The following is an 11,557-nucleotide window of genomic DNA, read 5'->3' as shown; positions in this document are numbered from 1 at the left end:
GCCGCTGCATCCAAAAGGCTCGCTCCAAGACGTCCCAGCTGCTGACAGCCCTGGGGCAACCCGGACGCATCAGAGGGGGTCGAGGGCAACGAGTCCATGCAGCAGCCTCGGGGGCTCCGGAATCGGTGATTTCAGGCGGGGAAAGATCCAGTAGGCCAGGGCATGCAGCGACAGGACGTAAATGACCTCCTGAACCACCACCAACAGCAGCGCCATCAATTGCACTTGAGGGAGATCCGGTGTGATCGGCAGATGAAGCGCCGCGATCAATCGGTCGAGCAGAGCGGAGCCGGCGCGGGTGATCACAACCCAGAGGTTTTCTCCTACCAGCAACGAGAGCACCACAACTCTGACCAGAAACCCTGCAGTCCCAAGAACGATGCCGCCCGCCCAGCTCAGCCACCAGCTGAACCCTCGGCACCAGCTCCAGCCGAGCCACAGCGACAGAAGTCCGTAGGGGAACAGCAACAGCGGTCCACGCAATGGACCCATCAGCGCTGTGAGCAGAAGTACGGAGAGCAGCAGCCCCTCAGCACCGGAACGACTGCCGCGCCGCAGCTGCAGCAGGATCAAGGGAAGAGGAAGGACCAGACGGAAGAGCGCGCCACCCACCGGGAGGTAGTAGAGCGCGAGCCAGATCAGACCCGTCGCAGCCGCAAGATACGCCCCCTCAACCAGCCTCAGAGCCTGCTGGCGGCTCAACCGGGGGGTAGTATTGGTCATGGTTCGACCCGCTCAATCCGTTCCACCGCGAACCCAACATCCGCATCACGCAGGGCGCGGGTCACGGCTTCAGCAGGAGCTGCAGGGTCAGCTCCTGCCAAACGGATGGTGATCCGGTAGGGCTCCTGAGGCTGACGCTGGGATGAAACCGTCCGCGGTTTTGGCTGAGGCACAGGCTCAGGAGCATCCTCTGGCTCAGGCTGGGAAGCAGGCTTGGGTACTGGTTCGAAGGGACGCTCAGCAGTAGGAGGGCTGGCAACCGGTGGGCTTGTCTTCACAGCCGGTACAGGCGCAGCTAACTGCGCCGGCTTATCTTGAGGCACCGCAAATGATCGCTCCAACTGCTCGGCGACCGGTGTACCGGCACAGGCCTGGAGGAGCCCCACAGGCAGTAGCCAAAGCAGACGGGCCATCAATTGTCAGCCGGCTTGATCACTCGCACCGCACTGGCCCTGAGCCGACCGGTCTTGGTGGTGGCGGGGGGTTTCTTTGCGGCTGTTTTTTTTGCGGCTGGCTTCTTCGCCGTCGGTTTTTTCGCGGCAGTTTTACGACCGTCCTTTTTCGACGCTGCCTTGGCGGCAAGCAGTTCCACGGCCTCCTCGAGGCTCACATCGTCAGCGCCTTTGCCTTCCGGCAGCGAGGCATTCACCTTGCCCTGTTTGACGTACAGGCCGTAGGGGCCGTCATAGACCTGAATCGTTTCATCACTGGCCTCCGGCTTACCAAGGTCCTTGAGGACGGTGCGTCCACCACGACCACGTTTGGGCATGGCCAGCAGCTCGAGGGCACGGCTCAGCCCCACCGCCAGAACATCGTCATCCTCCTTCAGGGATCGGTAGTCCTTCTCGCCCTTGCCTTTGTCCCAGACGACATAGGGGCCAAAGCGGCCCAGACCCGCCTGAATGCGCCCACCATCGGGATGTTCACCGAGAAGACGCGGCAAGCGGAGCAGTCCGAGAGCATCCTCCAGGGTGAGATCTTCCGGCTTCTGCCCCTTGGGCAGAGACGCGCGTTTGGGCTTGGGATTCTCATCACTCACCTGGCCCCGCTGCACATACGGGCCGTACTGGCCGCAGAGCAGATAGACCAAATCCCCCGTTTCCGGATCCTCGCCAATCGCTTCGGGGCCGTCTGCCTTCTGTTTGAGGATCAGTTCGGCTTGCTCTTCATCAAGATCAGCCGGGGTGATCTCCCGGGGCAAGGTGGCCTTGATCAGCTCTTCCTCACCGTCGTTGCTGACGCATTTGGCCTCCAGGTAGGCACCAAAACGCCCAATGCGAACAACGGAGGACAAACCCTCCAGATCGATGGTGCGGGATGCGCCGGGGTCGATGTCCCCTTCCCGCTGCTGCACCTGGTTTTCCAGTCCCTCGTCGCCCTTGTAGAAGCCCTCCAGGTAAGGCAACCACTGCACCTTGCCGTGGGAGATCTCGTCGAGGGTGTTCTCCATCCGGGCGGTGAAGCTGGTGTCCACCAGTTCGGGAAAATGCTCCTCCAGCAGCGCCGTCACGGCAAAAGCAGTGAAACTGGGGGTGAGGGCATTGCCCAGCAGCGTGGCGTAGCCTCGATCCACGATCGTTCCAATGATTGAGGCGTAGGTCGACGGCCGACCGATGCCCTCCTTTTCCAGCATCTTCACCAGGGAGGCCTCGCTGAACCGTGCCGGCGGCTGGGTCTGATGGCCGAGGGGCTCAACAGTCTTCGGCTCTGGTGCATCACCAACGCTCAGGGCCGGCAACAAGACTTCCTGTCCTTCAAGGGCCGCATCGGGGTCATCACTGCCCTCCACGTAGGCGCGGAAGAAACCAGGGAAATCGATGCGCTTGCCACTGGCACGGAAACTGGCCTCGCCTGAGCTGAGATCCACCGACAGCATCGTGAGCCTGGCTTCGGCCATCTGACTGGCCACAGTCCGCTTCCAGATCAGCTCATAGACCGCAAGATCTCGCCCATCCAGTCCGGTTTCACCGGGGGTTCGGAAGCTTTCGCCCGACGGACGAATCGCTTCATGGGCCTCCTGGGCGTTACGGGCTTTGGTGCTGAATTGCCGCGGCCCTTTGCTCAGATATTCCTTGCCGTAGAGGCTCTCCACACAGCTGCGTGATGCGTTGATCGCCTGATCCGACAAGTGAACCGAGTCGGTCCGCATGTAGGTGATGAAACCGCGTTCATAGAGTCCCTGGGCACAGCGCATGGTTTCCCGGGCGGAGAGGCGCAGCTTGCGATTCGCCTCCTGTTGGAGGGTGCTGGTGGTGAAAGGAGGCACCGGCTTGCGCACGGTGGGCTTCTCCTCCACCGCATCCACCGTCCAGGCGTTGGATCGCACGGCTTCAGCCAACGCCTTGGCTTCGCTCTCACTGAGCAACCGCACGACACTGCCCGCCTTCAGCCCACCGGTGCTCTCGTCGAAGTCGTTACCGGTGGCGATGCGCTGGCCACCCACGTGGGTGAGTTTCGCCTCAAAGGCACTGCCCGACTGTTCAAGCTGGGCCTTGAGGTCCCAGTAACTGCCGCTGCGGAAGGCCCGGCGGGCCCGTTCCCGTTGCACCAGAAGTCGAACCGCAACGGACTGCACCCGTCCGGCGGACAGTCCCCAGGCCACCTTTTTCCAGAGGAGGGGCGACAGGGTGTAACCCACGAGGCGATCCAAAATTCGCCGGGTTTCCTGGGCATGGACCAGCTCCATGTCGAGGTCACGGGTCTGATCCAGCGCCTTACCGATGGCCTCCTTGGTGATTTCATGGAACACCATTCGCTTCACCGGCACCTTTGGCGCTAGCAGCTGGAGCAGGTGCCAACTGATGCTCTCGCCTTCCCGGTCTTCGTCCGTCGCCAGCAACAGCTGATCAGCACCCTTGAGGGCATCCTTGAGTTCGCGAACCGTCTTCTTCTTGTCCTTCGGGACCACGTACAGCGGCTCGAAATCCGCGTCGGTGTTCACACCGAGGTTGGCCCATTTCTGCCCCTTGGCCGATGCCGGAATCTCGCTGGCGTTGTTGGGGAGGTCGCGGACATGCCCCATGGAGGCTTCAACTTTAAATCCCTTGGGAAGGACACCACGGATGGTCTTGGCCTTCGTGGGACTCTCAACGATGACGAGGGTGTGCGCCACTAGCGGCAGGTAAACCGTTCCTCTTCTTTATCGCACCGAGCAGCGCTCTGCATGACCGTCAGCGCGTCAAGCGCCGCTACAGTCGGCGCAGCGCAACAGTTCCAGGCTGCCATGCCCGATATGGGTGCTTCCCTTCTCTCCACCCAGGCCATGGCTGCCCCTGGTGAGCTGCTGAATCTCTCTCTCAACGCCTCCGCCGTACTGCCTGAAGCTGCAGTACTGCTGGCGATGATCGCCACCCTCTTGGTGGACTTGGCCGGCGAAAAGGTCGCCACACGCTGGGTGCCGCCGATTTGCTACCTCGGCCTGGGGACCTCCCTGGTGCTGCTGGCCCTGCAGTGGAACGCACCCCTGGAACCCTCGTTCCTGGGAGCCTTTCTCGCCGACAACCTGGCGGTGGCCTTCCGGGCTGTGATCGCCTTGTCCACGCTTCTGTCGCTGCTGATCAGCTGGCGTTACGCGGAGAAGAGCGGCACGCCTGTTGGCGAGTACGCCGCCATCCTTCTCGCCGCCACCCTCGGCGCCATGCTCCTTTGCGGGGCAACGGATCTGGTGAGTGTGTTCATCTCGCTGGAGACGCTCTCCGTCGCCAGCTATTTGCTGTCGGGCTACATGAAGCGGGATGCCCGCAGTTCGGAAGCAGCACTCAAGTATTTGCTTGTGGGATCGGCAGCCGCTGCTGTTTTCCTCTACGGCTCCTCCCTGCTGTACGGCCTGAGCGGCAGCACCAGCCTCGACACCATCGGCCTCGCCCTGCAGACGAGCACAACACCTCTTGCAGCCTTGGCCTTGGTGTTTGTGCTGGCGACCGTGGCGTTCAAGATCGCAGCTGTTCCCTTCCACCAGTGGACGCCAGACGTCTATGAGGGCTCACCCACTCCTGTTGTGGCCTTCCTCTCCGTGGGCTCCAAGGCGGCTGGATTTGCCTTAGCCCTGCGCATCCTGGTGGGCTGCTTCGGCGCTTTCGACGCTCAATGGAAATTGCTGTTCACCGTCCTGGCGGTGTTGAGCATGACTCTGGGCAATGTTGTGGCCCTCGCTCAGACCTCGATGAAGCGAATGCTGGCCTACAGCTCGATTGGTCAGGCAGGCTTCGTGATGATCGGCATGGTCTGCGGCACCGAGGACGGTTTCGCAGCCATGGTTCTCTATATGGCGGCCTACCTGTTCATGAACTTGGGGGCCTTCGCCTGCATCATCCTCTTCTCAATCCGGACGGGAAGTGACCGGATCTCCGATTACGCCGGGCTTTATCAGAAGGATCCCCTGATCACCCTTGGCCTCAGTCTCTGCCTGCTTTCCCTTGGTGGAATCCCACCAATGTTGGGTTTCTTCGGAAAGATCTATCTGTTCTTTGCCGGTTGGGCGAACCACGAGTACCTGCTTGTGGTGGTCGGCCTGGTCACCTCTGTGGTGTCCATCTATTACTACATCTCTGTGATCAAGATGATGGTGGTGAAGGAGCCCCAAGAGGCATCCGATGTGGTCAAGGCTTACCCCGACGTCAACTGGTCGTTGATGGGGATGCAGCCTCTGCGCGTTGCTCTGATCGGCTGTGTGGCCATCACCGCCGTCGGTGGAATTCTCTCCAACCCCCTTTTCCAGTGGGCCAACACAGCCGTTGCAGGAACACCACTGCTTCAGCAGGCCATCGCCCTGTCTAGCTTGAAAGGCCTTGGCTGAGGGTGAGGGGTCGCCAGCACCGGTCGCTGAGCTCCGCGGGATCAGCAAGATCTACGGATCAGGAGATCTCGAGGTCAAAGCCCTTGATCAACTGAATCTCACCGTTCGGGAGGGTGATTACCTCGCGGTGATGGGGGCCAGTGGCTCCGGCAAGAGCACGGCGCTGAACATTCTTGGTTGCCTCGACCGGCCCACCAGTGGCACCTACCGGCTCAATGGGATGGCTGTTGAACAGTTGGACGACGATGCCTTAGCCGACGTCCGAAACCGGTCGCTCGGGTTTGTCTTTCAGCAATTCCACCTGCTCGGCCACGCCAGCGCCATGGAGAACGTGATGCTTCCGATGATCTACGCGGGGGTACCCAAGGACGAACGGATCGAGCGTGCCCAAGCGGCCCTCAGCCGCGTTGGCCTGGCGCAGCGTCTAGAGAACAAGCCCAACCAACTGTCGGGAGGGCAGCAACAAAGGGTGGCCATCGCCAAAGCCATCATCAATCGCCCCAGTCTTCTACTGGCAGATGAACCCACAGGAGCGCTGGATTCCAGCACCACCGCCGAGGTGCTGGAGCTGTTTGATGAACTGCACCAACAGGGCATCACCTTGGTGATGGTGACCCATGAGGACGATGTTGCGGCCCGAGCGCAGCAGATTGCTCGATTCCAGGATGGTCGGGTACTCACAGGCTGCCCACAATGAATGCAGTGCCACTGCGCCAATGGAGGACACCCCCAAGGCTCTTCGTGTTGCACTCGTGGAGGATGACCCGCGTATTCAGCAGCTGATCTGCGCTGAAATCACCGATGAGGGGCACGAGTGCGACAGCTTCGGCTCCGCGGAAGACTTTCTCAGCGCAGCCAGCTGCGATCGCTTCGACCTGGTGCTGCTGGATTTGATGCTGCCGGGGATGGACGGCTTGACGTGCCTGAAACAGCTCCAACTCAAGGCTGCGCCTGAGCCAGCCCTGAGGGTGGTAATCGTGACGGCTCTCAATGATGCCGCCAAGCAACGAGAAGCTCTCTCTTACGGAGCAGAGGCCTATGTGCTCAAGCCGGATCTGTTCGAATAGCTAGCCGCAACTGCTCTAGACGCGTTCGATGCCCTGAGCTTCAGGAGCAAGCGCACGATCGTGCTCGTTCCTTGCGATGAAGGCTGCTGGTGGAGGCTCAGCATTCCTCCACACCCCCTAACCAGTTCTCGCGCCAAGGCGAGCCCTAAACCAGGGCCCTCCACCTTGTCGCCATCGCGCTCAGGCTTGCGCCCCGGAAAAACGGGGAAGACCACCGTTCCAGATCCTCTGAAGACACAGGGGGATCAAGGCTCTGACTGGAAAACTCCAGGATGCAGTGTCCAAGCCCGTCGTCTCCAGCAAGGCTGAGTTCGATCGGCATGGATTGATCGGCGTGCTGGCAAGCGTTGTCCAGCAACTGGCCCAACGCCAGCATCAGGGCCCTTGGGTCGGCTTGAACCACCAGATCGTCAGCACATTCCAGGCCCTGCAGCATGAGATTCGGAACCAACTCCCGAGAGGCGTGATGCCATCGATGAAGCATCGGAGCCAAGAGATGGTCACCACAGCTGACCACCTCCGCATCCACCTCCAAGCGCGTGAGCAGCGAGAGATGGCCTAGTAACTTCTGGATCCGCGCCGTCTCCTCGCGGGCCATCGTGAGGCGAGAGCTGACGGCCTGGGGGAGATCGCTCAGACGAGCCATTCGTTGCAGGTTCCCGCTCACGACCGTCAGGGGCGTGCGCAACTCATGGGTGAGATCAGTCATGAAGCGCTGCTGCTGAACCAGCGCCCGTTCTTCGGGGCTTAGGTCGCGAAACGACACCAGCAGAAACGGCGACTGAATCAATTCCACCGGCCGCCAACACAGCAACTGCACCTGTGATTCATTGCCGTTGGGAGACAGCATCTGGCAGCGGCACTCTCCAGACGTCCGCGGCAGAGGGACCTGTGGATCCAACAGCTGGAGGGCCACCTTGGCGTGGGCATCTAAGGGCCTGAGCTTCAGAACATCAGCCAAGGTTTGATTCACCACCTGAATCGGCACGCCACCAACAAAGAGTTCGGCAGAGGCTTGATTAGCCCAGTGAATCCTGCGATCCAAATCAACAATCACCATCGCTTCGCTAGCCGCATCGAAAGCGACCTGAAGCATTCCCAGGGACTAACGCAATTGCGCAATCAGTTCGCTGTCCCTCGAGGATGACGACGATGAGGCTGAGCTGTTCATGCCGAATCGCTCATCTCAGCTCAAGTCCACCAACGGTCGCAGCATTGCAGCGAACGACCAGCTGCCGTCACTGTGCTTCTCCACCACGATGAAATGTTCGCTCTCAATGGCATGCCCATCGGAGCAAAACGTCGCCAGTTTCAAGGGGTAATTCAGCACCTTGGACACCTTCGTCAGCTGGAAACGGGCAAACCCGGCGTGATGGGAATCGCGGAAGCTTGACGGCAAAATCAGACCAAGGGATTGACCAATCAGGGCGGCTTCGGTCTAGCCGTAGACGGCCTTGAAACGGTCATTGATTTCCTGCACGATCCCCAAGGCATCGGCACGAACAAAGGGAAGGCCTTCCTTCTCACGCAGTGCTCGGATTCGATCTTCCGTCCAGGCTCCTGGGGTCGACATAGCGAAGAACAGCCGATTTCAATGTAGGGACAAAATCAGTGAAATCTCTTTTGGTGCCTAGAGTGGATTGAGGTTTTAAGGCCGGATGTCCCTGGAATCCTAGCCCCGTCTCCGTGTCCTTCTTGTTGACGACAAACACAAACTGACTGATCTGCTTCCTCTGGAGCTTGATGTTGAGGGATATGACGTTGATGTTGCCTCTGACGGAGCCAGCGGCCTGATCCGCAGCCGTACTGAACCCACTCCCGACCTGACCGTCCTGGATTGAAACCTGCCGGACTTCAGCGGCATCGACATCTATCAACGCATCCGAGCCGGGGGAATCACTATCCCAATCCTGATGCTCATCGGGCACAACGAGATCACCGATCGGGTCAAAGCCCTCGATGCCGGCGTTGATGATTACCTGATCAGGCCTTTTTCCATCGACGAATTAATGGCGCGCCTGCGGGCCATGCACCACCGCGCTGAAACATTCTCAGGGCCCGTGAGCGGCTCCGACGTCAACGAAATTCTCAAGGTCGCCGACCTCAGCATGAACACGCGAACCCGTGATGTGACGTGGGGAGATCGTGCCATCCGACTGTCGGTGAAGGAATACGACCTGCTGAATTTCCTAATGCGGGGCGGAGGCCGCGTGCTCGAACGTCAGGAGATCATGCACGGTGTTTGGGGAGAAAATGTTTTATGGGGACGACAATCTTCTGGACGTCTATATCCGCTACCTGCGCCAAAAAGTCGAACTGAAGTCGCTATCTCGCTCGGCGTAGCACTGGGTTAGGGCTGATCGCGTTCAAGGCTGCGCAACACCTGGCCCAACAAGAGCGAAACAGGATCGTTGTTGGCACGCATCACGGAGGAAGGATCCAGATCTCCAGGATCAACGGCCTGCCAACCTGCCCGCGATGGTGTGTGCAACTCGAAATGCAGGTGCGGCCCTGTGCTGCCGACGCGGCCAATCACCTTTCCCTGGCGCACCGGCTGACCGGGTCGCACATAGATCTCCGAGAGATGGCCATAGAGCACGCGGCGCAATGGCTCGGCATGTTCCAATTCGATAGCGACGCGATACCCACCGGCAAGACCACTGCTTAAGACCTGCCCCGAAAGAGCAGCCACCACCGGCGTGCCCTCCGGTGCTGCAAAGTCCCGACCGGCATGCATCAGCCAGCTCCCCAGAATCGGATGCAGACGCCAACCAAACCCACTGCTCTTAAAAGCGTTTCCAGCCACCGGGAAAAGTAGTTGACTGTCGCCGGCTGGGCAGCGGACGGGGCGTGACCGCAAAGACAGATTCCAGACGAAAGGTGCCGCCATCGCGGGCGAGAAGCGCTGATACGGGAACACGCAACGGTTAACGGAAGGGGATCAGACGAACCCGGGCCGAGGCCGGTGCCCCCGGCGGACGCCTGGCCACCCCGGAGGCGCAGTCTTGCCGGGACAGAGGACCAGTGCGACAGGCCTCTTCAAAACGGCTTCGTTCCATGGGAACCGCCGAGCCACCGCCCCGGAGCAGCTTGCGCTCCTGAGACGTGATCACCCGTTGGCGAACCAGACCATCGAGAGACTGCTCAAAACTCTGCGCAGCCGCGGCTGGAACCAACATCCAGATCAGCGCGAACCAAGCCAGCAACGGATGAGACGGCTGTGCCAAGGAGTCCTATGGATGAGACACCAAATCAAGGCCAGCAGCGCCAGGTTTCGGTCCTTGAACCCTGACGCAATAGAAGCCCTCCATCGCGTTCAAGGCCAGCAATCCTCCAGATCTGACCGTCTTCAGGATGGACGAGCTGATCGGACCAGAGCCGGGCCTGAACGCCATCGAGGCACCAGGCCCCATCGCCTCCGACGCCGTGACAGTGATCTAAGGCCAGCAAAACCTCCGCCGTCCACCGAAGTGGATCCGCAGCCTGCTGCCCTTCCAGCCTTCGCAGGGCAATGGCATGACCAGGAACTGAATTCCGCACATTCATGCCCAGGCCGATGCGCAGCAAACGCAGCTGGGAGCCCCGCTGCACCACCCCAGGCAGAAGGCCCGCCAATTTGCGGCCGTTCACGAGCAGGTCATTGGGCCATTTAATCTGAACCGAAAGGCCCCGCTGCTCAAGCCGTTGCACCACCGACAGGGCCAGCGCTAAGCCAAGCAAGCCGGCCTGACTGGACCCATGGCTCCACCAGGGCAATGCAGCACTGATCCAGACACCGCCTGGCGGAGAAACCCAGGTGCGTCCCCACTGGCCGACTCCCCGGCGCTGATGGGTAGCAATAACGGCACGAGGCCCCGTCAATGAGGGCTGATCGCGCAACCAGGTCCCCAGCAGCTCCTCCGTACTGCCGCACACAGGCACGTGCCAGATGGTCCAGTGGCGTGCCGAGGGACCAGCGAGGCGGCGATACGTCGCCATCAACCGGCCACCACCATGGTGAGGGCATCGATGTTGCAGCATGCGTGGATCAGTCATCCATCGCATCCGCGAGACGCGACGCAGCGTCCACCAACTCATTCACCGGTCGCACCAGCGCCATGCGCAGCCACTGGCGACCACCGCCACCAAACCCGGACCCAGGGGTCAAGGCTGCACCACTGCGCTGAAGCAGTTCCCTGGCGGCATCTTCATCATTCCAACCCCGACGATGGGCCGCATCAGGCAAGGGGAACCAGAGGTACATCGCCATCTCTGAACAGGGAACCGACCAACCACGTGCCCTGAGGGTCTCGACCACACGATCCCGTCGTTCGCGGTAGATCGGATGCAGTTGCCGCGGCCAATCGGGGAAGCGTTGCAAGGCCTGGATCGCACCCTGCTGCAAGGCCAGGCTCTGGTTGAAATCGATGACGGCCTTGACGCGACGCAGTGCCGCAATCAGCGGTGCAGCACCAACCGCGAAACCGAGCCTGAATCCCCCAAGGCACCAGCCCTTCGAGAGGGAGAAGAATTCAATACCGCACTCCCTCCAGTTCGGGGCCTGCAAAAGAGAGGGAGGCTCTCCATCCAGGGCGAGATCCACATAGGGATTGTCGTGAGCGATCACCACGTCATGCCGAGCCGCGATCGCCGTGATGCAATTGAGATCCTCCTGATTCCCCACCCGAGCTGAAGGGTTGTGGGGATACCCCAAAACGAACAGCTTCAGTTGATCCCAAAGCTGAGGGCTGATGGTCGTCAGATCCGGCCGCCAGTTGTTTTCGGGGGAAAGGGCCAAGGCCTTGGTCCGGGCTCCCGCCAGGTGCAACCCACCGGTATGGGACGGATAACACGGGTCTAGATGCAGGGCCGCGTCACCGGGATCAAGCACCGCCAGCGGCAGATGGGCGGTTCCTTCCTGGGATCCCACCAACAACTGGACCTCATCATCAGGATCCACCGCAACGTCGAATCGATGGCGACACCAGTCCGC

At 60.7% G+C, this 11,557-nt stretch carries 13 protein-coding genes and 1 pseudogene; 4 read left to right on the top strand and 10 right to left on the bottom strand.

Annotated elements, in window-relative coordinates; genetic code table 11:
- Positions 1 to 69 precede the first annotated feature (69 nt).
- The 3 genes from ACGVJ8_RS09225 to topA are packed head-to-tail and all read right to left on the bottom strand — an operon-like array spanning position 70 to position 3,835.
- A complete protein-coding gene (locus ACGVJ8_RS09225; protein ID WP_392347455.1) occupies positions 70 to 723 on the bottom strand; it encodes a DUF2232 domain-containing protein in 654 nt (217 codons plus the stop codon).
- Positions 720 to 1,136 (bottom strand): hypothetical protein, encoded by a 417-nt coding sequence (locus ACGVJ8_RS09220; protein WP_392347453.1) that lies wholly within the window; start codon positions 1,134 to 1,136, stop codon positions 720 to 722. The genes ACGVJ8_RS09225 and ACGVJ8_RS09220 overlap by 4 nt, the downstream gene beginning before the upstream one ends.
- Positions 1,136 to 3,835 (bottom strand): type I DNA topoisomerase, encoded by a 2,700-nt coding sequence (gene topA / locus ACGVJ8_RS09215; protein WP_392347451.1) that lies wholly within the window; start codon positions 3,833 to 3,835, stop codon positions 1,136 to 1,138. Before topA ends, ACGVJ8_RS09220 begins: the two co-directional genes overlap by 1 nt.
- 111 nt (positions 3,836 to 3,946) lie before the next feature.
- Here topA and ACGVJ8_RS09210 point away from each other — a divergent pair, with 111 nt between their 5' ends.
- The 3 genes from ACGVJ8_RS09210 to ACGVJ8_RS09200 are packed head-to-tail and all read left to right on the top strand — an operon-like array spanning position 3,947 to position 6,585.
- Positions 3,947 to 5,518, top strand: coding sequence for an NAD(P)H-quinone oxidoreductase subunit N (locus ACGVJ8_RS09210; protein ID WP_392347457.1), 1,572 nt, complete (start codon positions 3,947 to 3,949; stop codon positions 5,516 to 5,518).
- On the top strand, positions 5,511 to 6,215 hold the full coding sequence (locus ACGVJ8_RS09205) for an ABC transporter ATP-binding protein (protein WP_392347449.1): 705 nt from the start codon (positions 5,511 to 5,513) through the stop codon (positions 6,213 to 6,215). Before ACGVJ8_RS09210 ends, ACGVJ8_RS09205 begins: the two co-directional genes overlap by 8 nt.
- 19 nt (positions 6,216 to 6,234) lie before the next feature.
- A complete protein-coding gene (locus tag ACGVJ8_RS09200) occupies positions 6,235 to 6,585 on the top strand; it encodes a response regulator transcription factor (RefSeq protein WP_392347447.1) in 351 nt (116 codons plus the stop codon).
- A 145-nt stretch (positions 6,586 to 6,730) separates the two neighbouring features.
- Here the strand turns inward: ACGVJ8_RS09200 and ACGVJ8_RS09195 are convergent, their stop codons facing one another.
- The 3 genes from ACGVJ8_RS09195 to ACGVJ8_RS09185 form a co-directional block, all read right to left on the bottom strand.
- Positions 6,731 to 7,681 (bottom strand): histidine kinase dimerization/phospho-acceptor domain-containing protein, encoded by a 951-nt coding sequence (locus tag ACGVJ8_RS09195; RefSeq protein WP_392347445.1) that lies wholly within the window; start codon positions 7,679 to 7,681, stop codon positions 6,731 to 6,733.
- 90 nt (positions 7,682 to 7,771) lie between these two features.
- Positions 7,772 to 7,924, bottom strand: a complete 153-nt coding sequence (locus ACGVJ8_RS09190) for a hypothetical protein (protein ID WP_392347443.1) — start codon at positions 7,922 to 7,924, stop codon at positions 7,772 to 7,774.
- Between the two features lie 99 nt (positions 7,925 to 8,023).
- Positions 8,024 to 8,158, bottom strand: coding sequence for a hypothetical protein (locus ACGVJ8_RS09185; RefSeq protein WP_392347441.1), 135 nt, complete (start codon positions 8,156 to 8,158; stop codon positions 8,024 to 8,026).
- A gap of 142 nt (positions 8,159 to 8,300) precedes the next feature.
- Between ACGVJ8_RS09185 and ACGVJ8_RS09180 the strand changes: the two are divergent.
- Positions 8,301 to 8,928: pseudogene (locus tag ACGVJ8_RS09180) on the top strand (response regulator transcription factor).
- 7 nt (positions 8,929 to 8,935) lie between these two features.
- On the opposite strand, the gene ACGVJ8_RS09175 reads toward ACGVJ8_RS09180, so the two are convergent.
- The 4 genes from ACGVJ8_RS09175 to ACGVJ8_RS09160 form a co-directional block, all read right to left on the bottom strand.
- On the bottom strand, positions 8,936 to 9,391 hold the full coding sequence (locus ACGVJ8_RS09175; RefSeq protein ID WP_392347439.1) for a M23 family metallopeptidase: 456 nt from the start codon (positions 9,389 to 9,391) through the stop codon (positions 8,936 to 8,938).
- 121 nt (positions 9,392 to 9,512) lie between these two features.
- Entirely contained in the window at positions 9,513 to 9,812 is a 300-nt protein-coding gene (locus ACGVJ8_RS09170; RefSeq protein WP_392347437.1) for a hypothetical protein, read from the bottom strand.
- A gap of 25 nt (positions 9,813 to 9,837) precedes the next feature.
- Entirely contained in the window at positions 9,838 to 10,605 is a 768-nt protein-coding gene (locus tag ACGVJ8_RS09165) for a biotin--[acetyl-CoA-carboxylase] ligase (RefSeq protein WP_392347435.1), read from the bottom strand.
- Positions 10,606 to 10,612: 7 nt separating this feature from the next.
- On the bottom strand, positions 10,613 to 11,557 hold a 945-nt coding region (locus ACGVJ8_RS09160; RefSeq protein ID WP_392347433.1), incomplete at its 5' end, for an aminotransferase class I/II-fold pyridoxal phosphate-dependent enzyme.

The sequence above is a fragment of the Parasynechococcus sp. genome (assembly GCF_042954245.1).
In the GTDB taxonomy this organism is placed as follows: Bacteria; Cyanobacteriota; Cyanobacteriia; order PCC-6307; family Cyanobiaceae; genus Parasynechococcus.
This window is presented reverse-complemented; position numbering and strand designations above follow the sequence as displayed.